This is a genomic window from Streptomyces shinuiensis, from assembly GCF_043660855.1.
Taxonomy (GTDB): Bacteria; Actinomycetota; Actinomycetes; order Streptomycetales; family Streptomycetaceae; genus Streptomyces.
The window spans coordinates 3,618,103-3,640,077 of record NZ_JBIHML010000001.1 but is presented as its reverse complement, the minus strand read 5'-3'; the positions used below and the strand labels follow the sequence as shown (position 1 = coordinate 3,640,077).

Here is a 21,975-nt window from a genome sequence, read left to right as displayed (position 1 = left end):
GGAAGTGCGCTGGGCAGGGCGTACCGTGAGAAGCGCACACCGTGGTGCGCCCCGACGAATCGATGCTCGCAAGGAGATTGTGTTGTGACCGGGATCAAGACGACCGGCCAGAAGAAGATGATGTTCTTCTCCGGCCGCGCCCACCCCAGTCTGGCGGAGGAGGTCGCGGGGCAGCTCGGTGTCGGCGTGGTCCCGACGAAGGCGTTCGACTTCGCCAACGGCGAGATCTACGTGCGCTTCCAGGAGTCCGCCCGTGGCGCCGACTGCTTCCTGATGCAGAGCCACACCGCTCCGATCAACAAGTGGATCATGGAGCAGCTGATCATGGTGGACGCGCTCAAGCGGGCCTCGGCCCGGAGCATCACCGTGATCGTGCCGTTCTACGGCTACGCGCGGCAGGACAAGAAGCACCGCGGTCGTGAGCCGATCTCCGCGCGGCTGATCGCCGATCTGCTCAAGACGGCCGGCGCCGACCGGATCCTCACCATCGATCTGCACACCGACCAGATCCAGGGCTTCTTCGACGGTCCCGTCGACCACCTGTTCGCACTGCCGGTGCTGACGGACTACGTGGGCGGCAAGGTGGACCGTTCCAAACTGACAGTGGTCTCGCCGGACGCGGGCCGGGTGCGGGTCGCCGACCGCTGGTGCGACCGGCTGGGCGCACCGCTGGCGATCGTGCACAAGCGCCGCGACCCGGACGTGGCGAACCAGGTGACCGTCCACGAGGTCGTCGGCGACGTGCGGGGCCGGGTGTGTGTGCTGGTGGACGACATGGTCGACACCGGCGGCACGATCTGCGCGGCCGCCGACGCGCTGTTCGCCAACGGCGCCGAGGACGTGATCGTGGCGGCCACGCACGGTGTGCTGTCCGGTCCGGCGGCGGACCGGCTGAAGAACTCCAAGGTGAGCGAGTTCATCTTCACCAACACCCTGCCGACGCCGAGCGAGGTGGACGTCGACAAGATCAAGGTGCTGTCGATGGCGCCGACGATCGCCCGCGCGGTGCGCGAGGTGTTCGAGGACGGTTCGGTGACGAGCCTCTTCGACGAGCAGGCGTAACGGTTCGGCGGGGTCGCCGCACCGGGGGATGCCCGGTGCGGCGCCCCCGCCGTGTCCGCCCCCGCTTTCCCGGGGCGGTAGACTCGTGGAGTTGCTCGGCGAGGGAGCCGTGCCCGCGGTGGCACGGTGATCCGTTATCGACGCGCTCTTCGCAGCAGGTCAGTCGTGGCCGAGTAGCTCTGGCAACCGCCACAGAACCGACTTGAGAGACGAGGAGTGCGTCATGGCTGACGTCAAGATCTCCGCCGAGGTCCGCAAGGAGTTCGGCAAGGGCGCGTCCCGCAGGCTCCGCCGCGAGGACAAGGTTCCCGGTGTCATCTACGGGCACGGCACCGAGCCGGTCCACGTGGCCCTTCCCGGCTACGACCTGATGATGGCCCTGAAGACCTCGAACGTGCTGATCACGCTGGACGTCGAGGGCCGCCAGGAGCTGGTGATCCCCAAGGCCGTGCAGCGCGAGGCCATCCGCGGCTTCCTGGTCCACATCGACCTGCTGGTCGTCAAGCGGGGCGAGCAGGTCACCGTAGAGATCCCGGTCCACACCGAGGGCGAGCTGGCCCCGGGCCAGTACCTGCTGGAGCACGTGCTGAACACGCTGCCGGTGGAGGCCGAGGCCACCCACATCCCGGAGTCCGTGACCGTCTCCATCAAGGGTCTGGCCGCCGGCGACTCCGTCCTGGCCAAGGACATCCCGCTGCCCAAGGGCTCCTCGCTGGCCGTCGAGGAGGACACCGTCGTCCTCAACGTGCTGGCCGCGCAGGCCTCCGAGGCCGCTGAGGGCGAAGGCACCGGGGGTGAGGGCGCCGCGGAGTGATCCGCGGGGCTCGCCCCCTCTTTTCTCCGGCCGCCGGCCCGCGCCGTGGGCGCGGGCCGGCGGCCGTGGCGCTTCCCCTGTAGGTCCGCTGTAGGAGAGAGACGACGATGAGCGACGCCGACGCCCCCTGGCTGGTGGTGGGCCTGGGCAACCCCGGTCCGGAGTACGCGGCGAACCGGCACAACGTGGGGTTCGTGGTCGCCGATCTGCTGGCCGGGCGGATCGGGGGGAAGTTCAGGGCGCACCGGTCGCGGGCGCAGGTGCTGGAGGGCCGGCTGGGCGCTCCGGGCACCGGGGGCCGCCGGGTGGTGCTGGCCAAGCCGATGTCGTACATGAACCTCTCGGGCGGCCCCGTCACCGCACTGCGCGACTTCTACAAGGTGCCCCTGGAGCATCTGGTCGTGGTCCACGACGAGCTGGACATCGACTACGGGGTGCTGCGGCTGAAGAAGGGCGGCGGCGACAACGGCCACAACGGGCTGAAGTCGCTCACCAGGTCGCTCGGCCCCGGCTACCACCGGGTGCGCTTCGGCATCGGCCGCCCTCCGGGCCGGATGCCGGTGGCCGACTTCGTGCTGAAGGACTTCTCCTCCGCCGAGCGCAAGGAACTGGGCTATTTCGTGGACCGGGCCGCGGACGCCGTGGAGTGCCTGCTGGTGGACGGCCTGGAGCGGGCGCAGGGCACGTACAACTCGTGAGCCGCGCCTGAGCCGCGCCTGGATCGCGGGGCCCCGGGGCGCACGCCGGGGTGCGCGGAGGTTGACCGTCCGCTTCCCTGTGGCCCAGGATCCCGCCATGTCTTCCGGGTTCCTGGGCACCTCCGCCAGGCGCGGCCCCGTGCGCCGGGCCGGTGAGAGCGCGTACGGCCTGCTGCTGCTGGCGAGGGCGGCGCTGATGGGCGTGGTCGCGGCTGTGCTGCTGATGGCCGGCGTGTGGACCTCCCTCGACGGCACACGGCAGGCGGTGGCCGAACGCGGCGCGGTGCGCGGCACGTTGACCGTCGCCGAGTGCGACGGGTGGACGTGCACGGGGTCGTTCGCGCCGGCGGGCGGCGACAAGGACGCGCGCCCGGATGTCGCCGTCGAGGCGCCGGTGTCGTACGAGGCCGGCGAGCGGCTCCCGGTGGCGCTGTGGCCCGGACGGGAGGGCTCGGACAGGTCGGACAGGGCCGAGGTGGTGCGCACCGGCACCGCCGGTGCGCTGTACGCGTGGCTGCCGCTGGCGGGCGCGCTGGTGCTGGCCTCGCCGGTGATCGGGGGTGGCCTGGGTATGCGGCGCACCGCGTGGGGGACCGGACTGCTGGGGGTCGCGCTGATGGGGGCGGCGTTCGCACTGCTGTGAGCTGCGCTTTCCCGGGACTCCCGATCCCAAGCACTTCGATCTTGATATTGATCTGATTGTTACACGACACCCTCTGGGGCAGAGGTGGCGCATGGGGACAGATACGGCGTATCGCGCTTGACCGGTTCCGTGCGGCGGGAAAGGCTACGCCCACCCCCCTCTCTCTTCCCCCACACGTCCCAGATGTCCCCCGCCACCAAAGGTGGTAGTTCATGCGCATTCTCACTTCCAAGCGTGCGGCAGCCGTGGCCGCGGCGGCCTGCATGGCGCTGGCCCCGGCCGCCCCCGCTTTCGCGACGGGGTCCTCTTCCCCCGAGCTGCGTCAGCCACTGCCCCGCACCGCCACCGAGGGCGACGGAGCGGCGCCGCAGGAGGGCGACTGCCCCACCGTCCCGGCCGACAAGGACGGCTGGCACTTCGTCCTGCCGGGCGGCGGCAAGGAGAAGCCCGGGTTCGTCAAGCTCACGGTCACCTTCGAGCCCGGTGGCACCCAGACGATCACCGAGTTCGGCCCGCCGTCCGACAAGCACGCCTACGTGGCGTCCGAGCCCGGGGCGAAGCTCGTCGACATCGAGGCCGAGATCAAGGGCAGCGTCAGGGACGACAAGTTCAACCTGTCCCACACCTGCCCCGCCACCGACACCACCGGCGGTGGCACCGGTGGCACCGGTGGCTCCACGGGCGAGACCACCGAGGGCACCACCGGTGAGACCACCGAGGGCACCACCGGCGGCAGCACGGAGGGCACCACCGAGGGCGCCGCGGGCGGCGAGGAGAGCACCGGCGGCAGCACGGAGGGCACCACCGCCGAGGGCTCGACCGGCGAGGCCACCGAGGGCGCTGCCGGCGGCGAGGAGCCGGGCGAGTCGGCCGGCGAGGGCGGCAACCTGGCCGAGACCGGTTCCGAGGCCCCCGTCGCCGCGCTCGCGGCGGCCGCCGCGGCGCTGCTGGGCGCCGGCTCGTACCTGGTGATGCGCCGCCGCAAGGCCACCCAGAGCTGATCCCCGGGGGCGCGACGTACGGCCGCGGACCAGACGAGGGGTCCCTCTCCCATCCGGGAGAGGGACCCCTCGCCGTTCGCCTGCCCGTCCGCGTCCCCCGGACGCGGCGCGCCTCAGCCGGTGTTGCGCAGGCCCGCCGCGACGCCGTTGACCGTCAGCAGCAGGGCGCGGCCCAGCAGCGGGTCCGGCTCCTCGCCGCGCTCGGCGGCCTCGCGCTGCCGCGCCAGCAGCGTGACCTGGAGGTAGGAGATCGGGTCCAGGTAGGCGTCGCGGATGGCGAAGGTCTGCTTGAGCACCGGCTGGGCGTCCAGCAGTTCCCGCTCGCCGGTGACCCGCAGCACCTCGCGCACCGTCAGCTCGTGCTCGGCCTCGATGGTGGCGAAGATGTGCCGCAGCTCCTGCGGCACCAGCGTCTCCACGTAGTGCCGGGCGGTCCGCAGATCCGTCTTGGCCAGCGTCATCTCGACGTTGGACAGGAAGTTGCGGAAGAAGTGCCAGCGCCCGTATGCCTCGTCCAGCACGCTGTCGAGTCCGGCCTCGCGCGCCGCCTTCAGGCCGGTGCCGACGCCGAACCAGCCGGGCACGATCTGCCGCGACTGGGTCCAGCCGAACACCCACGGGATCGCCCGCAGCCCGTCCAGGCCGGCGCCGGAGTCGGGGCGGCGCGAGGGGCGGGAGCCGAGGTAGAGGTCGGCGAGCTGGTCCACGGGGGTGGAGGCGAAGAAGTACGCGGGCAGGTCCGGGTCCTCCACCAGCGCGCGGTAGGCGCTGTGGGCGGCCTCGGAGACGGTGTCCATCGCCGCGTCCCAGCGGGCCAGCGCCTCGTCGGACTGGCGGGGCGCGGTGTGCAGGGCGGACGCCTGGAGGGTGGCGGCCACCGTCTGCTCCAGGTTCTCCCGGGCCAGGGAGGGGATGAGGTACTTGTCGGAGATGACCTCGCCCTGCTCGGTGACCTTGATCTCGCCCTCCAGGGTGCCCCAGGGCTGGGCGAGGATCGCGTCGTGGGTGGGGCCGCCGCCGCGGCCGACGGTTCCGCCGCGGCCGTGGAACAGGCGCAGCCGCACCCCGTGGCGGTGGGCGACGTCGCGCAGCCGCCGCTGGGCCCGGTGGATCTCCCACTGGGAGGTGGTGATGCCGCCGAACTTCGAGGAGTCGGAGTAGCCGAGCATGACCTCCTGGACATCGCCGCGCAGGGCGACCAGGCGCCGGTAGGAGGGGTCGGACAGCATCGAGTCCAGCAGCTCGTCGGCGATGCGCAGCTCGTCGGTGGTCTCCAGCAGCGGCACGACGCCGATGCGGGCCCAGCCGGCGTGCAGGTCGACCAGGCCCGCCTCGCGCGCGAGGACGGCGACGGCGAAGACGTCGTCGGCGCCCTGGCACATGGAGATGATGTAGGACTCGATGACCTCGGGGCCGAAGGTGTCCAGCGCCCTGCGGACGGTCTCGAAGACGCCGAAGGTCTTGGCTCCGGCGGCGTCCAGCGGCGCGGGCTGCGGGGCCAGCGGGCGGCGGGAGCGCAGTTCCTTGGCGAGCAGCCGCCGCCGGTAGTCGCGCGGCATGTCGGCGTAGCGCCAGGACTCCTCGCCGAGCCGGTCGAAGAGCTGCCCGAGGGCGTGGTGGTGCGCGTCGGCGTGCTCGCGCACGTCCATGGTGGCGAGCTGGAGGCCGAAGGCGCCCAGGGTGCGCATCACGCGCTCCAGGTGGCCGTCGGCGACCAGCGAGCCGCGGTGCTCGCGCAGGGAGTTCTGGACCAGCTCCAGGTCGGCCAGGAGTTCGCCGGTGCCCAGGTAGTCGCGGCCGGGCACGTGCGGGTCGCCCTCGGCCAGGCGCTCGCGGGTGTTGAGCAGCTTCTGCCGGATGCAGGTGACCTTGAGCCGGTAGGGCTCCTCGGCGTTGAGCCGCTTGTAGCGGGGGCTGATCTCCGGCAGGAGTTCGAGGTCGCGCTCCAGGGAATCCCGCAGCTCCTCGGTGGCACCGCTGATGCGGATGGAGTTGGACAGGGCCGCGCGCAGCTCGTCGACGTGCTCCAGGGCGTCGGTGATGCCGTGCTCGTGCTGGAGCAGCAGCACCTCCCAGGTGACGGCGGGGGTGACGTTGGGGTTGCCGTCGCGGTCGCCGCCGATCCAGGTGCCGAAGGTCAGCGGGCGGGTGGCGGGCGGGAGCGGGGCTCCGGCGCGCTCCAGCTCGGCGGCGAGGTCCTCCAGGACGTCGCCGACGGCGTCGCGGTGCAGTTCATCGAGGTAGTAGACGGCGTTGCGCGCCTCGTCGGCCGGCTCGGGGCGGGCCACGCGCAGCTCGTCGGTCTGCCAGATCAGATCGATGTTCTCGGCGAGCCGCAGGTCGGTGCGGCGGCGCTCGTTGGGGTCGGTGTTCTCCAGCAGCTCGGCGACCTTGCGGAGCTTGGTGAGCACCGACCGGCGGGCGGCCTCGGTGGGGTGGGCGGTGAAGACCGGGCGCACGCCGAGGTTCCGCGCGGTGTCCCGCAGGTGAGCGGGGTCGGCGTCCTTGAGCATGTCCGCCGTGCGGGCGAGGTTTCCGCCCTCGGCGGCCCGCCGGACGCGCAGTTCACGGCCGCGGTGGACCTGCTCGGTGATGTTGGCGAGGTGGAAGTAGGTCGAGAAGGCCCTCACGAGCTTGGTGGCCGTCGCGAGGTCGGTACGGCTGAGCAGGGCGGCGGCGGCCTCGCCGTCGGTCCTGGTCAGGGCGCGTACGCGCTCGACGAGCTCCAGCAGCTCGGCGCCCTCCTGGCGGACGAGCGTCTCGCCGAGGAGATCGCCCAGCCGGCGGATGTCGGCCCGCAGGGCCGCGCTGGTCTCGGCACGGGCTTCGGGGGTGGCCTCCAGTGGGGCTTCGGGTGCGCTGGGTTCGTTTCGGGCGTCCGGGGTACCCGGACGGCCCGGCGTGGGGACCTCTCCGGCCGGGGAAGGGTTCTTGCCAACCGGGTTCGGGGAGGTGTCGGCACTGCTCACAGGTGCGGCTCCTTGCGGCGATGCTTCTGGCAGGTCACGGACCGCGTTGTCCGACGACCCCCAGGATAGGCCGCCCCCGGAGTGGCTGGATCATCCAGTCCACCATGCGGCCCTCTTGCCCCCACACCCACGGCTGCCATACTTACGATTGCGTAGGTTACGGGACCGTAAGTAACGCACCCCCCGTCCCCCAGCTTCAAACGAGAGCGATCTATGACGATCAGTCCGGACGTGCTTCGCACGCACCCCCAAGACACGGCAGACACAGCGAAATCCGCCGCGGCGTCCGGGGAACCGCTCCCCTCGGCCACGCTCGGCGGCGAACAGCGCCGTTCCGTCGAGCAGATCACCCTTCTGCTGTTCATCACCGTCCCCTTCGTCGCCATGGTGGCCGCAGTTCCGCTCGCCTGGGGCTGGGGGGTGAGCTGGCTGGACCTCGGGCTGCTGGTCGGCATGTACTTCCTGGGCTGCCACGGCATCACCATCGGTTTCCACCGCTACTTCACCCACGGCGCCTTCAAGGCGAACAAGCCCCTGCGTGTCGCGCTGGCGATCGCCGGGTCGATGGCCGTGGAGGGTCCACTGGTGCGGTGGGTCGCCGACCACCGCAAGCACCACAAGTACTCCGACGCCGAGGGCGACCCGCACTCCCCGTGGCGCTACGGCGAGACCGTCCCCGCCCTGCTCAAGGGCCTGTGGTGGGCCCATGTGGGCTGGATGTTCGACGAGGAGCAGACGCCGCAGCACAAGTACGCCCCGGATCTGGTCAAGGACCCGGTCATCCGCCGCGTCTCCCGCCAGTTCGCGCTGTGGACGGCCGTGTCACTGGGCGTTCCGCCGGTGGTCGGCGGGCTGGTCACGATGAGCTGGCAGGGCGCGCTGACCGCGTTCTTCTGGGGCTCGCTGGTGCGGGTGGCGCTGCTGCACCACGTCACCTGGTCGATCAACTCCATCTGCCACGCGGTGGGCAAGCGCCCGTTCAAGTCGCGTGACCGCTCGGGCAACGTGTGGTGGCTGGCGGTGCTGTCCTGCGGGGAGTCCTGGCACAACCTGCACCACGCGGACCCGACCTGCGCCCGGCACGGCGTCCTGAAGGGTCAGATCGACTCCAGCGCCCGGCTGATCCGCTGGTTCGAGAAGGCCGGCTGGGCGTACGACGTTCGCTGGCCGTCGAGGAAGCGGATCGACGCCCGCCGCCGGGAGGAGGCCGCCGAAGCGGCATGATGGAGGAGTGGCGACCGACGACAGCAGCACCAAGGGCAGGCCCTCAGGCTCCACCCGGCGGACCCGCCGCCGGATGACGGGGGAGGAGCGCCGCGAGCAACTGCTGGACATCGGTCGCGCGCTCTTCGCCGAACGCGGCTTCGAGGGCACGTCGGTGGAGGAGATCGCGGCGAAGGCCGCGGTCTCCAAGCCGGTGGTCTACGAGCACTTCGGCGGCAAGGAGGGGCTGTACGCGGTCGTGGTCGACCGGGAGATGCGGCGGCTGCTGGACATGGTGACGGGGGCTCTGACCGGCGGTCATCCGCGTGAGCTGCTGGAGCAGGCGGCGTTCGCGCTGCTGGACTACATCGAGCAGTACACCGACGGGTTCCGCATCCTGGTGCGGGACTCGCCGGTGGCCCAGTCGACGGGCAACTTCGCCTCGCTGATCAGCGACATCGCCACCCAGGTGGAGGACATCCTGGGCCTGGAGTTCAAGGCGCGCGGCTTCGACCCGAAGCTGGCCCCGCTGTACGCGCAGGCCCTGGTGGGCATGGTGGCCCTGACGGGCCAGTGGTGGCTGAACGCCCGCAGGCCCGACAAGCCCGAGGTGGCCGCCCATCTGGTGAACCTCGCCTGGCACGGGCTGGACGGCCTGGAGCCCAAGCCGCGTCTGATAGGCCACCGCCGCAGCTGAGCGGCCGCGGCGGAGCGTTGCTTGTGCGTACCGGGTGTGCCGGGCGTGCCGGGCGTTCCGTCCCGGGCGGCCTGTCCGGTGGCCGCCCGGCCGGGTTCGCGGGGTGCTCGCGCCGTCAGGTGTGCCCGCGTGCGACGGCGAAGATCCGGCGGAACGGGAAGAGGGTGCCGTGCGGGCCCGGCGGGTAGGCCTCGCGCAGCAGGTCGCGGTACTCGGCGAGGAACGCCTCACGTGCGGCCGGGTCGGAGTCGAGTGCGGTGAGGACGGGACGCAGGGCGGTGCCCTTGGCCCACTCCAGCACCGGGTCCTCGCCGGTGAGGACGTGCACGTACGTCGTCTCCCACACGTCCGTCCCGCAGCCGAGGGCCGCCAGCGCCCCGGTGTACTCGACTGGCTCGGCCACGGGGGCACGGCGGGGCGCGGCGCCGAGTCGGTCGCGCCAGCGCGGGGAGGCGCACAGGTCCGCCAGCAGGGTGTGCGCGGGGGCGGCGAAGTTGCCGGGGACCTGGAAGGCCAGGACGCCTCCGGGGCGCAGCGCCGCGGTCCAGACGGGGAGACGGGCGATGTGCCCGGGGCACCAGTGCAGCGCCGCGTTGGAGATGATCAGGTCGTGCGGCCTCCCGGGGCGCCAGGCGGCCAGGTCTGCGCGGGCGAAGTCCACGGTGCCGCCCCCGGGTGTGGGCCCGGCGTGCGCGCGGGCCTCGGCGAGCATGGCCTCCGACAGGTCGTAGCCGGTGATCTCGGCCGTGGGCCAGCGTTCGGCCAGCACAGCGGTCGGCTCGCCGGGGCCGCAGCCCAGGTCTGCGATGCGGGGCCGGGGCGAGGGCAGAGGGGGGAGGCGGGCCAGCAGGTCGCGGAGCGGACGCAGGCGGTGGCCGGCATGGCGGCGGTACTGCGCGGGATCCCACACCGGGACGCCGGTACGCCGGAGCGGGTCGGCGGATTCCATGGCAGCAGGGTCCGCCGGATATATCTCGATGTCAAGAGACTTCATGTCGACAGAACTACTACACTGTCCATATGGAGGACGAGGTCGACCGACTGGTGGCAGCGTGGCGCCGCGAGCGCCCCGATCTCGATGTGGAGCCCCTGGAGGTGCTCAGCCGGGTCAGCAGGCTCGCCCGCCATCTCGACCGGGCCCGCCGCATCGCCTTCGCCGAGCACGGGCTGGAGCCCTGGGAGTTCGACGTGCTGACCGCGCTGCGCCGGGCGGGCGCCCCCTACCAGCTCTCCCCCGGCCAGCTCCTGACCCAGACCCTGGTCACCTCCGGCACCATGACCAACCGCATCGACCGGCTGGCGAAGAAGGGGCTGGTGGAGCGACTGCCCGACCCCAGCGACCGGCGCGGCGTCCTGGTCCGGCTGACCGAGGCCGGACGCGACCGGGCCGACCGGGCCCTGGCCGGGCTGCTGGAGCAGGAGCGGGCCATCCTCGCCGAGCTCCCGTCGAGCCGGCGGGCGGAGCTGGCCGGGCTGCTGCGGCAGCTCACCGCACCGTTCGACAACGTCCCCTGACGGGTCCGTGACACGGGCGGGCGGCCGTACGCGTGCCGCCGCGGGCCGAGCGCGACCCCGGGCAGGCGGGCGGTCCCGGAGTCGGGGGACCGCCGGTCGGTACGGGCCGCCCCGACGAGGCTTGCGCGGCTGGTCCCGGCCCGGCCGGTGCTGATCGTGCAAGCGCCGGTGGACCGCCGGTCCCCGCCGGCGTGAGCCGGGAACCCCGTCCTTCAGGAGGAGGACGTCAGATGCTCCAGGTCCACCGGGCCGATACCGGCCTTGCGGGCCAGCGCCACCGCGGCCAGGGTGGAGTGCACCCCCAGCTTGCCCAGCACGTTCTGCATATGGGTGCGGACGGTGTGCGGGGAGAGGTACAGCCGTTCGGCGACCGCCTTGCGGCCCAGCCCGGCCACCATGCAGCGCAGCACCTCGTGCTCGCGCGGGGTCAGCGACTCCACCAGCCGCTCGCTCTCGGTACGGTGCCTGCGCGTCGCGGTCAGCTCACGCAGCACCCCGGTCAGCAGGGCGGGCGGCAGATGCGTCTCACCGCGCAGCACCCCCCGGACCACCTGGAGCAGCCGGGAGAGCGAACAGTCCTTGGCGACCCAGCCCGACGCCCCCGCCTGGAGTGCGGCGGCCGCGCGGCGCGGGTCGTCGCGCTCGGCGAGCACCACGGTGCGGACCTCGGGGTGACCGGTGTGGACCCGTGGGACCAGGGCGATGCCGCCGGCCGCGGCCGGCGCGTCGGCGGCGGCCGGGCCGGGCGTCGGCACCTCGCCGGCCTCCGGCGGAGCACCCCCCAGATCGGCGTCGATCAGCAGGATGTCGAAGCGGCGGCCGTCGGCCGCGGCCCGTTCCAGGGTGCGCAGCGCCGCGGGACCGCTGCCGGCCGCGGCCACCTCCACGTCCTGCTCCACCGCGAGCGCCGCGGCGAGGGACTCGGCGAATATGCGGTGGTCGTCCACCACGAGAACCCGGATACGTTGCACGCACACCCCCTGCCGCCGAAAGGCCCACCCGCGTTCGGGCGCGGCGCCCGGTGCGGGGGCCGGACGGGCCGCACGCCCGCCGCCGTGCCCCGCTCGTACCCGGCCCCCGTGCGCCGCATCCAGCGTGTGCCGCCCCCTGATGCGCACCGGCCCCCGGCGGCCGGTGCCGTCCATCAGCGTACGGCCGGGGCAGGGCCGAAGAGGCCGATTGGCGAAAACCGACCGCCCACACGGTCCGCGGCGGCCGGACGTGCACGGTCGGCGGCGGCCGGCGCCGCGCGGTCCGACCGCTTCCGACGCATTGCGACCACCGCACCGGCCGCCGCACGGCACACCCCACCGCACACGCCCGGGCGCGGAGCCGGGCGCGGGCCGGCGCCTCAGCCGTCCAGCCGGCGCGCTCCCGCCGAGGGCACCGCCTCGAACAGCCGCGGGGCCGGGTGGCCCGCGGCGTCGAAGGCGTCGGCGACCGCCGCGCCGACCTCCTCCGCCCCCGCCGCCTCCACCAGGACGACCGCGGAGCCGCCGAAGCCGCCGCCGGTCATCCGGGCGCCCAGTGCGCCCGCCGCGTTCGCCGTCTCCACCACCAGATCCAGCTCGGGGCAGGAGACGGCGAAGTCGTCGCGCAGCGAGGCGTGCCCGGCGGTCAGGACCGGGCCGATCGCACGGGGGTCGCCCGTGTCGAGGAGGCCGACGACCTCCTCCACCCGCCGGTTCTCGGTGACCACATGGCGCACCAGGGGCCGCAGCGCCGGATCGGCCAGCCCGGACAGCGCCGCGTCCAGTTCCCCGTACGGAACGTCGCGCAGGGCCGCGACCCCCAGGGCCGCCGCGGCCTCCTCGCAGCCCGCCCGGCGCCGGGCGTACTCGCCGTCGCCCAGCGCGTGCTCGACGCGGGTGTCCACCACCAGCAGCCGCAGGCCCGCGACGGCCGGGTCGAAGGGGACCTGGCGGGCGGCCAGGTCACGGGTGTCGAGGTGGAGGGCGTGCCCGGCCGTGCAGCAGGCCGACGCCATCTGGTCCATGATCCCGCAGGGGACGCCGACGAACTCGTTCTCGGCCCGCCGGCAGAGCCGGGCGATCCGCCCGGGGGCCAGTTCCAGGCCGTACAGGTCGTTCAGGGCCACCGCCGTGGCGACCTCCAGGGCGGCCGAGGAGGACAGGCCCGCGCCGGTGGGCACATCGCTGCGGATGTAGAGGTCGGCGCCCCCCTCCCGGCCGGACAGCAGACCGGCCTCGCGCAGCGCCCACACCACGCCGGCCGGGTACGCGGCCCAGCCGTCGGCCGTACCGGGGGCGAGCTTCTCGGCCCGCAGGCGCACCGTGCCGCCCGACACGTCGGCCGAGTGGAGGCCGAGCGCGCCGTCGTCGCGGCGGGCCGCCGCCACCCGGATGGTGTGCGGCAGGGCGAACGGCATGACGAAGCCGTCGTTGTAGTCGGTGTGCTCGCCGATGAGGTTGACGCGGCCCGGCGCGGCCCAGATCCCTGCGGGCTCGCCGCCGTGGACCGCGCGGAAGCCGTCGGCGGCCTCCGCCGTCTGCGCCGCGTTCAGCGCCTCCGCCTCCGCCTCGGTCCCGGCCTCGGGGTCCAGGGGCCCGTTCACGTTCCGCTCCCCTCGCCGCCGACGGCGGCGGCGTCCAGCGCCCTGCCCCGGGCGAAGGCCCAGGCGTCGGCGACGATGTCCTTCAGGTCGGTGCGCGAGGGCCGCCAGCCCAGCCGCCGCCTGGCCCGCTCCGCCGAGGCGACCAGGAACGCCGGGTCGCCGCCGCGGCGCGGCGCCGTCTTCTCGGGGACGGGGTGGCCGGTGACCTCGCGGACCGTGCGGATCACCTCCCGGACGGAGAAGCCGCTGCCGTTGCCCAGGTTGCACACCAGGTGCTCCCCGGACACCGCGGCGTCCAGCGCCAGCAGATGGGCCTCGGCGAGGTCGGCGACGTGGATGTAGTCGCGTACGCAGGTGCCGTCCGGGGTGGGGTAGTCGTCGCCGTAGACCGAGATCGCCTCCCGCTGCCCGAGCGCGACCTGGAGCACCAGCGGGATGAGGTGCGACTCGGGGTCGTGCCGCTCGCCGAGGGCGCCGTGCACGCTGCGGTACGCGCCGGCCACGTTGAAGTAGCGCAGCGAGACGGCGGCCAGGCCGTGGGCGGCGCACTCGCCGGCGATCATGTGGTCGACGGCGAGCTTGGAGGCGCCGTAGGGGTTGGTGGGGGCGGTGGGGGCGTCCTCGCGGACGGGGATCTCCTCGGGCTCGCCGTAGGTGGCGGCGGTGGAGGAGAAGACCAGGGTGCGCACACCGGCCCCGCGCATCGCGTCCAGCAGCGCCATCGTGCCGCCGACGTTGTTGTGCCAGTACTTCTCGGGGTGGACGACGGACTCGCCGACCTGGGAGCTGGCCGCGAAGTGCAGCACCGCGTCGTACGGAGGGCTGTCCCTGCCGGAGGCGGGGGAAGGGACCAGCCAGTCGGCGGCGTCCTGGAGGCGCCCCTGGAAGAAGTCCGCTCCCGCCGGCACACCCGCGCGGAAACCGGTGGACAGGTCGTCCACCACCGTCACCCGGTGCCCCGCCTCCAGCAGGTGCGCCGCGACGACGCTCCCGACGTAGCCGGCCCCGCCGGTCACCAGATACGTGCCGCTCACCGGCTCGCCACCTCCCGCAGTCGCTGCGCCGCGGTCTCGGGCGGCACGTCGTTGATGAAGACCCCCATGCCGGACTCCGAGCCCGCCAGGTACTTCAGCTTCCCGGACGTGCGGCGGATCGTGAAGAGTTCCAGGTGGAGGGCGAAGTCCGCCCGTCCGGCCCAGTCCTTCCCCCCGTCCGGGCCCAGCGGCGCCTGGTGCCAGCCGGAGATGTAGGGCGTGGGCGGCTCGCCGGGGCCGAAGATCCGGTCGAAGCGCCGCAGCAGCTCCAGGTAGACGCCCGGGAACTCGGCGCGGGCGTCCTCACCGAGCTCCGTCAGGTCCGCCGCCCGCCGCCCGGGGTACAGGTGCACCTCGTAAGGCCAGCGCGCGGCGTGCGGCACGAAGGCGGTCCAGTGGCCGGTCTCCAGCACCACGCGCCGTCCGTCGGCGCGCTCGGCGGCCACGACGTCGTCGAAGAGGTTGCCGCCGGTGCGCTCCCGGTGGGCGGCGGCCGAGCGCAGCATCCGCCCGGTACGCGGGGTGACGAAGGGATAGGCGTAGATCTGGCCGTGGGGGTGGCCGAGGGTGACGCCGATCTCCCGGCCCCTGTTCTCGAAGCAGAACACCTGGCGCACGCCCGGCAGCGCCGACAGCTCCGCGGTGCGGTCGGTCCAGACGTCCAGGACCAGAGCGGCCCGCTCCTCGGTGAGGTCGGCGAAGGAGGCGTCGTGGTCGGAGGTGAAGCACACCACCTCGCAGCGCCCGGCGCCCGGGGCCCGCAGGGAGAGGCCGCTCCCGTCCTCGGCCTCCGCCGGACCCGGGGGGCCGGTCAGGGAGGGGAAGCGGTTCTCGAAGACGGCCACCTCGTAGTCCCCGGCCGGAATCTCCGTCGGACGGCCGTCGCGGGACGGGCAGAGCGGGCACTCGTCGGCCGGCGGGTGGTACGTGCGGGCCTGGCGGTGCGCCGTGACCGCGACCCACTCGCCGAGCAGGGGGTCGTGGCGGATCTCCGAGGCCGTGGCGACGGCGTCCAGGGGGCGCCGGTCCACGGCCTCGCGTTCCGTCGCGCCGTGGCCGCCGCGAACGTCGTAGTACACGAGTTCACGGCCGTCGGCGAGGCGGGTCGGGGTCTTTTTCACCTGGGGTCTCCCTATACTGCGACCCAAACACAATCGAACATAAAAAACCATGAGCGAACATTGACGTCAAGGGGTCTCCCCCCGGCAGCGGCCCCGTCACGCCACGGAGGCGACCTGCTCGTGCCGTCGTACCGGTTGGCCCAGGATCTCCGGCTCCCCACGAACGCCCTGGACTACATGATCCTGGCCATCTACTTCCTCGTCGTCCTCGGAGTCGGGTTCGCCGCCCGGCGCAGCATCAAGACCAGCCTGGACTTCTTCCTCTCCGGCCGCTCGCTGCCCGCCTGGGTCACCGGCCTCGCCTTCATCGCGGCGAACCTCGGCGCGCTGGAGATCCTGGGCATGGCGGCCAACGGCGCGCAGTACGGCGTCTACACCGTGCACTGGTACTGGGTGGGCGCCATCCCGGCGATGGTCTTCCTCGGCCTGGTGATGATGCCCTTCTACTACGGGTCCCGGGTGCGATCGGTCCCCGAGTTCCTGCTGCACCGCTTCGGGCCCTCGTCCCACCTGCTCAGCGGCGTCCTCTTCTCGGCCGCCTCGGTGCTGATCGCGGGCGTCAACCTCTACGCGCTGGCCATCGTGCTGGAGGCGCTGCTGGGCTGGCCGCAGTGGGTGTCCATCGTGGTCTCGGGCCTGTTCGTGCTGCTCTACATCACCCTGGGCGGCCTGTCCTCGGCCATCTACAACGAGGTCGTGCAGTTCTTCGTGATCCTGGCCGGGCTGATCCCGCTGACCGTCCTCGCCCTGGTCCGCGTGGGCGGCTGGAGCGGGCTGAGCGACTCGCTCACCGCCTCACAGGGCGAGAACTTCGTCTCCGCCTGGGGCGGGACCGGCATCGGTTCGGACAACCCGCTGGGCGCCAACTTCGTCTCCGCCATCGTCGCCTTCGTCGTGGGCACACTCGTCGTCGTGGTTCTCACCCCCCTCACCAGGCCCAGGCCCGTCGAGCGGCTGGCCGGCCTGGTGTACGGCACCCGGTCCCCCGGTCTGGCCGAGCCCCCGGCCGCGGGCGACGAGGCCTGGTACCGCAGGCCCGCGCTGCTGGGCTGGGGCGCGATCGTCCTCGCAGCCCTCTGCTACATCCCCTTCTCCTTCTGAGCGCCCCGCGCACCGCACTGCGAAGGATGTGTTCCACCGTGACGAACGACGGCAACAGCGGCGACGACGGCGACCGCGGCAACGGTGCGGGCGGTCCGCACGGCGCCCACGAGTACCGCGGCTCCTCCGACTCCCACACCCCTTCCGACCCTTCCGACCCCTCCGACCCCGCAGACCCCGGAGCCGGCAAGGGCGGTCCGGAGCCGGACTGGCGGGAGGAGGAGCGCGACCTGGAGGGGCGGCCGGCCAGTGCCGCCCGGCTGTTCGACATCCGCCGTGTCATCGGCGTGCTGTTCGTGATCTACGGCCTCCTGGTCACCGCCGCCGGGTTCTTCGTCTCCGACGCCGACCTGGCCAAGGCCCAGGACGTCAACATCAACCTCTGGGCCGGGCTGTCGATGCTGGTGCTGGGACTGCTGTTCCTGCTCTGGCTGCGGCTGAGCCCGACGGTTCCACCGCCGTCCCGGCGGGAGGCCGGCGACGGTGGCGCCGGTGCCGCGCCGCCCGCCGGGGAGTGACCCGCGCGCACTCCGCCGCCGTGCGGGCCGGAGCACGCGACGGGTACGGGCGCGGGCCGGCGCGTCAGCCCGGCCCCGCGCCCCGGTCCGCGCCGCCGTGCCCGCCGGCCACCCGTTCCAGCAGCCCGGTGCGGGCCGCCAGCGCCGCCGCCTCCAGCCGCGAGCCGACCCCGAGCTTCATCAGCACCCGCTGCACATGGGTACGGGCCGTGCTGGGCGCGATCCCCATGCCCACCGCGACCGCCCGGGTGTCCTCCCCCTCCGCCACCCGCACCAGCACCTCGGCCTCGCGCGGGGTGAGCATCCGCAGCAGCCTGACGCCCTCGTCGTCCGGCTCGGCCCTCGGGTTGAGCAGTTCCGCGAAGGCGCCCCGCAGCAGTTGCGGGGTCACCGCCGCCTCCCCCGCCCGCGCCCTGACCATGCCGCGCTCGACGCCCTCGATCCGCTCGTCGTGCCGTATGTAACCCGACGCCCCCGCCGCGAACGCCGCCGCGATCCCCCGCGAGCTGGGCACCGGTCCCAGCACCACCACGGCGGTCTGCGGCCGCTCCCGCCTGATCCTCGCCACGGGGTCGAACGCCCCGGGTTCGGCGGGCGACGCCGTGCCCCACAGACACACCTCGGGGGCCCTGCTGACCACCAGTTCCGCCGCCCCCGCGGCCGGCGCGGCGGCGGCGAGCACCCGGTGCCCGCGCAACTTCAGCGCCGAGGCGAGCGCCTCGGCGTGCAGACGGTGGTCGTCGACCACCATGAGCCGCACGGTCATCCACACCCCTGTCGTTCCGTCGGCCCCGGTCTCCGGGGCCGGGCCGTGCCCCCGTACGGCCCTCCGAGCCGCCCGGCTCCGTCTTGCCCCCGGAAGCTACACGCTCCCCCGGCATCCCGCGTCCCTTCCGGCAAGAACCGGCGGGAACTCCCCCGGGCCCAAGCGAGCGGCCCCGCGTCCCTCCACAGGAAGGGGCGCGGGGCCGCGGGGCGGTGGCGGCGGACCGCCGCGGGAGACCGGCGGCGTCCGCGGAACCTCAGTTGTAGGCGGCTATCGCCAGGTCGCTCAGACCGGCGGAGGCGTAGAATCTGTGGTTCACCAGGAAGAAGTGGCCGTCCTTCCAGAACGGGTGCACATCGGAGCCGGTGGCCATGTCGTACTCCTTCTTCACACCGCCGGCCGGCAGCTTCATCCGCGGGGACGGCTTGCCGGTCTTCGGGGCGAGCGTGACGACCTGCCCCGGCTTGTCGTAGCCGGGCAGTTCGTAGGCGAGCAGCGCGCCGTTCTCCACGGTGACCGGGACGATCCTGCCGCCCGTGGTCGGCTCCCCCAGCCACTTCGACTTCCCCGTGGTGAGGTCGAAGGCGATGATCTCGCTGGTCTGCCCGTACCCGCCGCCCTGGTGGGGCTTCGAGGAGGTATAGAGGGTGTCGCCCTCCACCACCGTGCCGGGGCAGTTGCTGAGCGTGATGCCCCGGCAGCCCAGCTCGTGGCGGTCCTTGTTGACGGAGATCTTCTCCCGGAGCTTGCCGCTGTCCGAGAGGATCATCAGGTCCGTGATGTCGATGCTCGACTCACCGCCGGCGTTGACCCCGAGGACCAGCGGATCGGTGGACAGGACCTTGAGGACCTCGATGCCGTCGGGGACGTCCCACTGCCACTCCTTCTTGCCGCCCGGGCCCACCCCCTGGACCTTCTGCGAGCCGCCGAAGCCGCACTCCAGCTTGGCGACGAGCTGGCTGCCGCCGGAGTAGCCGCGGTCCTTGCATTCGGCCCCCTCCTCCTGCTGCCACAGCTCCTTGCCGGTCGACAGGTCGTAACCGACCGCGTTGCCGATCCAGGCCGCCGCGGCGATGTCACCGCTGACGGCCATCTCCGTGTAGCTGAACTCCGAGGAGCTGTCGCGCTTGGAGGGCAGTTCCTTGCTCCACAGCTCCTTGCCCGCGACCAGGTCGATGCCCATGACGAACTCGCAGCGCCGGCCGTACTGGACCACGGTCCTGTTCTCGGACATCTCGAAGGCGGCGGTGCAGTCCTTGGGGCGGGGCATGTCGATGGACCACGCCACCTTGCCGGTCTTCATGTCGTAGGCCGTGGTGGAACTCGTCGTGGCCTTGACGATGTTGTCGCCCACGAACCATGTGCCGGGCGCTTCCGCGATGATGTCCTGCTTGTCCACCTTGGGCGGGTCGACCGTCCAGGCGAGTTCGGCGTCGATCAGGCCCTTCTCGCCGCCGGAACCACCGGAGTCGCCGGAGCCTCCGTCGGCGCCCTGGGCGGTGCCCTTGTCGCCCTTCTTCGCCTCGGCGCCGCCGTCGTCCCCGGTCAGGAACCAGACACAGCCGCCCGCGACGAGCAGGACCACGACGACCGCGGCGACGACGGCCAGGATCTTGGCGTTCTTGTTGCCACCGCCGGGCGGCTGCACGCCGCCGCCGTACATGGGCTGCGTCGGGTACGGGCCGTATCCGGGCTGCTGCCCGTACGCCGGAGGCTGCCCGTACGCGGGGGCCTGGCCGTACGGCGCCTGGGGCATCTGACCGGGCTGCTGCGGATAGCCGTACGGCGGAGGCTGGGTGTGCGGGAACTGCGGCGCCTGACCGAACTGACCGAACTGACCGGGCTGACCGGGCTGACCGGGCTGCTGCGGATAGCCGTACGACGGCGGGCCCGGAGGTGTCTGCGGCGACTGATCCGGCTGATCCGCCGGGGGCTGCGGCGACTTGGACAGCGGAACCCGCGGAGGCTGTTCCTGTTCCTGCTCCGGCTCCTCCGGCTGCGCCTGCTTCTCCTGCTGCTCCGCTCCCTCCGGCTGCTCCGGTCGGTCGTCCGGCTGCTCCGGAGGCGGGCCGAAGCCGCCGGACGGCGGCTGACTTGGTGGCGGAGGCGGCTGCGACATGGGTTTCCTCATTCACGCGCGGACCGGCTGCCCAGCCCCTCGCCCCCCGTGGGGCAGAGCGAATCGGACATGGCCCGCCACTTCTCGGCTGTTGCCGGCCCTTGGCGCCGGCGGTCGGAAGGGAATTCTTTCTATCACCGGACACCCGGGAAGCCGCCTCCGGTTCCCGCTCCGGGCCATCAGGTGAGACCGGCCCGCGACCTGGTCCTCGCCCGTCCGGCGAGGCCACGCCCCACCGGTCCTCGCCGGCCTCCGCCGCTGCCGGTCAGCCCTCCTCGGCCAGTTCCAGCCAGCGCGTCTCCAACTCGTCCCGCTCACCGGTGAGTTGACGCAGCTCGGCATCGAGCCCGGCGACCTTCTCGAAGTCGGTGGCGTGCTCGGCCATCTCGGTGTGCAGCGCCGCCTGGCGCTCCTCGATCCGCTCCAGCCTGCGCTCGATGCGCTGCAACTCCTTCTGCGCCGCCCGCGAGAGGGCCGCGGGCTTGGCGGGACCGGCGGAACCGGCCTGCTGCGCCGGGACGCCGGCGGTCGCGGCGGCCGTCCCCCGGGCCGGGGCGCCGGGCGCGGTGGTCGCCTGCCGCAGCCGCTCGCGGCGCTCCAGGTACTCGTCCAGTCCGCGCGGCAGCATCCGCAGCGTGCCGTCGCCCAGCAGCGCGTGCACCCGGTCCGTGGTCCGCTCGACGAAGTAGCGGTCGTGGGAGATGACGACCAGCGAGCCGGGCCAGCCGTCGAGCAGGTCCTCCAACTGGGTCAGGGTCTCGATGTCGAGGTCGTTGGTCGGCTCGTCCAGGAACAGCACGTTCGGCTCGTCCATCAGCAGCCTCAGGATCTGGAGCCTGCGGCGCTCGCCACCGGAGAGGTCTCCGACGGGCGTCCACTGCTTCTCCTTGCCGAAGCCGAAGCGGTCGCACAGCTGGGAGGCGCTCATCTCGCGCCCCTTGCCCAGGTCCACGCGCGAGCGCACCCGCTCCACGGCCTCCAGCACGCGCCAGGCCGGGTCGAGTTCGGCGACCTCCTGGGAGAGGTACGCCAGCCGCACCGTCCGGCCGACCCTGATCCGGCCGGCGGCCGGCTGCTTCTCGCCTCCGCTGGAGGCCGCGTCCGCCAGCGCCCGCAGCAGCGAGGTCTTGCCGGCACCGTTGACGCCGACCAGGCCGATCCGGTCGCCGGGGCCGAGCTGCCAGGTCAGGTGCTTGAGCAGCACCTTGGGCCCGGCCTGTACGGCCACGTCCTCCAGGTCGAAGACGGTCCTGCCCAGCCGGAAGTTGGCGAACTTCATCAGCTCGGCGCTGTCGCGCGGCGGCGGCACGTCGGCGATCAGCTCGTTGGCCGCCTCGACCCGGAAGCGGGGCTTGCTGGTGCGGGCGGGGGCTCCGCGCCGCAGCCAGGCCAGCTCCTTGCGGACCAGGTTCTGCCGCTTGGCCTCCTCGGTGGCCGCGATGCGCTCGCGCTCGGCGCGGGCGAAGACGTAGTCGCTGTAGCCGCCCTCGTACTCGTGGACCGTGCCGCGCTGCACGTCCCACATCCGCGTACACACCTGGTCCAGGAACCAGCGGTCGTGGGTGACGCAGACCAGCGCCGAGCGCCGGGCGCGCAGGTGCCCGGCGAGCCAGGCGATGCCCTCGACGTCGAGGTGGTTGGTCGGCTCGTCCAGCACGATCAGGTCCTGCTCGGCGATGAGCAGCTTCGCCAGCGCGATGCGCCGCCGCTCGCCGCCGGAGAGCGGGCCGATGACGGTGTCCAGGCCCTGCGGGAAGCCGGGCATGTCCAGTCCGCCGAAGAGTCCGGTGAGGATGTCGCGAACGCGTGCGTTCCCGGCCCACTCGTGGTCGGCCATGTCGCCGATGACCTCGTGCCGGACGGTGGCGGCCGGGTCGAGCGAGTCGTGCTGGGTGAGCACTCCCAGTCGCAGCCCGCCGGCGTGGGTGACCCGGCCGTCGTCGGCGGGCTCCAGTTTCGCCAGGATGCGGACGAGGGTGGTCTTGCCGTCGCCGTTGCGCCCGACGACGCCGATCCGGTCTCCCTCGCTGACGCCGAGGGAGACGCCGTCGAGCAGCGCACGGGTGCCGTACACCTTGCCGACGGCTTCCAGATTGACGAGGTTCGTGGCCATGTGGCTCCCGCTGCCCGGCGCGCCGG

19 protein-coding genes are annotated in these 21,975 nt (G+C 73.0%); 10 read left to right on the top strand and 9 right to left on the bottom strand.

Annotated features, from left to right (window positions below; translation table 11 throughout):
- Positions 1–84: 84 nt before the first annotated feature.
- The 5 genes from ACGRHY_RS16675 to ACGRHY_RS16655 all read left to right on the top strand — a co-directional run bounded on the left by ACGRHY_RS16675 (position 85) and on the right by ACGRHY_RS16655 (position 4,218).
- Entirely contained in the window at positions 85–1,062 is a 978-nt protein-coding gene (locus ACGRHY_RS16675; RefSeq protein ID WP_394636126.1) for a ribose-phosphate diphosphokinase, read from the top strand.
- A gap of 223 nt (positions 1,063–1,285) precedes the next feature.
- Positions 1,286–1,876, top strand: a complete 591-nt coding sequence (locus tag ACGRHY_RS16670; protein WP_394636125.1) for a 50S ribosomal protein L25/general stress protein Ctc — start codon at positions 1,286–1,288, stop codon at positions 1,874–1,876.
- Positions 1,877–1,983: 107 nt separating this feature from the next.
- On the top strand, positions 1,984–2,574 hold the full coding sequence (gene pth, locus ACGRHY_RS16665) for an aminoacyl-tRNA hydrolase (RefSeq protein ID WP_394636124.1): 591 nt from the start codon (positions 1,984–1,986) through the stop codon (positions 2,572–2,574).
- 97 nt (positions 2,575–2,671) lie between these two features.
- Entirely contained in the window at positions 2,672–3,217 is a 546-nt protein-coding gene (locus tag ACGRHY_RS16660; protein WP_394636123.1) for a hypothetical protein, read from the top strand.
- A 212-nt stretch (positions 3,218–3,429) separates the two neighbouring features.
- Complete coding sequence (locus ACGRHY_RS16655) at positions 3,430–4,218, top strand: LAVTG motif-containing sortase-dependent surface protein (RefSeq protein WP_394636122.1); 789 nt, start codon at positions 3,430–3,432, stop codon at positions 4,216–4,218.
- Positions 4,219–4,331: 113 nt separating this feature from the next.
- Here the strand turns inward: ACGRHY_RS16655 and ppc are convergent, their stop codons facing one another.
- Positions 4,332–7,061, bottom strand: coding sequence for a phosphoenolpyruvate carboxylase (gene ppc, locus ACGRHY_RS16650; RefSeq protein ID WP_394638086.1), 2,730 nt, complete (start codon positions 7,059–7,061; stop codon positions 4,332–4,334).
- A 339-nt stretch (positions 7,062–7,400) separates the two neighbouring features.
- Here ppc and ACGRHY_RS16645 point away from each other — a divergent pair, with 339 nt between their 5' ends.
- Complete coding sequence (locus ACGRHY_RS16645; RefSeq protein ID WP_394636121.1) at positions 7,401–8,411, top strand: acyl-CoA desaturase; 1,011 nt, start codon at positions 7,401–7,403, stop codon at positions 8,409–8,411.
- Positions 8,412–8,418: 7 nt separating this feature from the next.
- Positions 8,419–9,087, top strand: coding sequence for a TetR family transcriptional regulator (locus tag ACGRHY_RS16640; protein WP_394636120.1), 669 nt, complete (start codon positions 8,419–8,421; stop codon positions 9,085–9,087).
- 115 nt (positions 9,088–9,202) lie between these two features.
- On the opposite strand, the gene ACGRHY_RS16635 is transcribed toward ACGRHY_RS16640, so the two are convergent.
- The gene (locus ACGRHY_RS16635; RefSeq protein WP_394636119.1) at positions 9,203–10,036 is read right to left on the bottom strand and encodes a trans-aconitate 2-methyltransferase; all 834 of its coding nucleotides are present in this window, start codon (positions 10,034–10,036) and stop codon (positions 9,203–9,205) included.
- Positions 10,037–10,107: 71 nt separating this feature from the next.
- Between ACGRHY_RS16635 and ACGRHY_RS16630 the strand changes: the two genes are divergently transcribed.
- Complete coding sequence (locus tag ACGRHY_RS16630; protein WP_101258685.1) at positions 10,108–10,602, top strand: MarR family winged helix-turn-helix transcriptional regulator; 495 nt, start codon at positions 10,108–10,110, stop codon at positions 10,600–10,602.
- A gap of 212 nt (positions 10,603–10,814) precedes the next feature.
- Here the strand turns inward: ACGRHY_RS16630 and ACGRHY_RS16625 are convergent, their stop codons facing one another.
- The 4 genes from ACGRHY_RS16625 to galT all read right to left on the bottom strand — a co-directional run bounded on the left by ACGRHY_RS16625 (position 10,815) and on the right by galT (position 15,332).
- A complete protein-coding gene (locus ACGRHY_RS16625; RefSeq protein ID WP_394636118.1) occupies positions 10,815–11,573 on the bottom strand; it encodes a LuxR C-terminal-related transcriptional regulator in 759 nt (252 codons plus the stop codon).
- Positions 11,574–11,953: 380 nt separating this feature from the next.
- On the bottom strand, positions 11,954–13,126 hold the full coding sequence (gene galK / locus ACGRHY_RS16620) for a galactokinase (RefSeq protein WP_394638085.1): 1,173 nt from the start codon (positions 13,124–13,126) through the stop codon (positions 11,954–11,956).
- Between the two features lie 47 nt (positions 13,127–13,173).
- Positions 13,174–14,211 (bottom strand): UDP-glucose 4-epimerase GalE, encoded by a 1,038-nt coding sequence (galE, locus tag ACGRHY_RS16615; RefSeq protein WP_394636117.1) that lies wholly within the window; start codon positions 14,209–14,211, stop codon positions 13,174–13,176.
- A complete protein-coding gene (gene galT, locus ACGRHY_RS16610) occupies positions 14,208–15,332 on the bottom strand; it encodes a galactose-1-phosphate uridylyltransferase (RefSeq protein ID WP_394636116.1) in 1,125 nt (374 codons plus the stop codon). Before galT ends, galE begins: the two co-directional genes overlap by 4 nt.
- A 177-nt stretch (positions 15,333–15,509) precedes the next feature.
- On the opposite strand from galT, the gene ACGRHY_RS16605 reads away from it, so the two are divergent.
- Both ACGRHY_RS16605 and ACGRHY_RS16600 read left to right on the top strand, forming a co-directional pair.
- On the top strand, positions 15,510–16,433 hold the full coding sequence (locus ACGRHY_RS16605) for a sodium:solute symporter family transporter (protein ID WP_394638084.1): 924 nt from the start codon (positions 15,510–15,512) through the stop codon (positions 16,431–16,433).
- A 230-nt stretch (positions 16,434–16,663) separates the two neighbouring features.
- Positions 16,664–16,951 (top strand): hypothetical protein, encoded by a 288-nt coding sequence (locus ACGRHY_RS16600; RefSeq protein WP_394638083.1) that lies wholly within the window; start codon positions 16,664–16,666, stop codon positions 16,949–16,951.
- A gap of 64 nt (positions 16,952–17,015) precedes the next feature.
- Here ACGRHY_RS16600 and ACGRHY_RS16595 read toward each other — a convergent pair whose 3' ends face one another.
- The 3 genes from ACGRHY_RS16595 to ACGRHY_RS16585 form a co-directional block, all read right to left on the bottom strand.
- Positions 17,016–17,717 (bottom strand): response regulator transcription factor, encoded by a 702-nt coding sequence (locus ACGRHY_RS16595; RefSeq protein WP_394636115.1) that lies wholly within the window; start codon positions 17,715–17,717, stop codon positions 17,016–17,018.
- Between the two features lie 256 nt (positions 17,718–17,973).
- Positions 17,974–19,836, bottom strand: coding sequence for an outer membrane protein assembly factor BamB family protein (locus ACGRHY_RS16590; RefSeq protein WP_394636114.1), 1,863 nt, complete (start codon positions 19,834–19,836; stop codon positions 17,974–17,976).
- Positions 19,837–20,101: 265 nt separating this feature from the next.
- A complete protein-coding gene (locus ACGRHY_RS16585; protein WP_394636113.1) occupies positions 20,102–21,949 on the bottom strand; it encodes an ABC-F family ATP-binding cassette domain-containing protein in 1,848 nt (615 codons plus the stop codon).
- Between the last annotated feature and the right edge of the window lie 26 nt (positions 21,950–21,975).

What these genes read in the sequence shown, in the direction of transcription:
- ACGRHY_RS16585 (WP_394636113.1), bottom strand. Translation starts at nt 21,949, where the DNA reads ATGGCCACGAACCTCGTCAATCTGGAAGCCGTCGGCAAGGTGTACGGC.
- ACGRHY_RS16630 (WP_101258685.1), top strand. Translation starts at nt 10,108, where the DNA reads ATGGAGGACGAGGTCGACCGACTGGTGGCAGCGTGGCGCCGCGAGCGC.
- ACGRHY_RS16635 (WP_394636119.1), bottom strand. Translation starts at nt 10,036, where the DNA reads ATGGAATCCGCCGACCCGCTCCGGCGTACCGGCGTCCCGGTGTGGGAT.
- ACGRHY_RS16660 (WP_394636123.1), top strand. Translation starts at nt 2,672, where the DNA reads ATGTCTTCCGGGTTCCTGGGCACCTCCGCCAGGCGCGGCCCCGTGCGC.
- ACGRHY_RS16655 (WP_394636122.1), top strand. Translation starts at nt 3,430, where the DNA reads ATGCGCATTCTCACTTCCAAGCGTGCGGCAGCCGTGGCCGCGGCGGCC.
- ACGRHY_RS16590 (WP_394636114.1), bottom strand. Translation starts at nt 19,836, where the DNA reads ATGTCGCAGCCGCCTCCGCCACCAAGTCAGCCGCCGTCCGGCGGCTTC.
- ACGRHY_RS16605 (WP_394638084.1), top strand. Translation starts at nt 15,510, where the DNA reads ATGATCCTGGCCATCTACTTCCTCGTCGTCCTCGGAGTCGGGTTCGCC.
- ACGRHY_RS16645 (WP_394636121.1), top strand. Translation starts at nt 7,401, where the DNA reads ATGACGATCAGTCCGGACGTGCTTCGCACGCACCCCCAAGACACGGCA.
- ACGRHY_RS16670 (WP_394636125.1), top strand. Translation starts at nt 1,286, where the DNA reads ATGGCTGACGTCAAGATCTCCGCCGAGGTCCGCAAGGAGTTCGGCAAG.
- pth (WP_394636124.1), top strand. Translation starts at nt 1,984, where the DNA reads ATGAGCGACGCCGACGCCCCCTGGCTGGTGGTGGGCCTGGGCAACCCC.
- ACGRHY_RS16595 (WP_394636115.1), bottom strand. Translation starts at nt 17,717, where the DNA reads ATGACCGTGCGGCTCATGGTGGTCGACGACCACCGTCTGCACGCCGAG.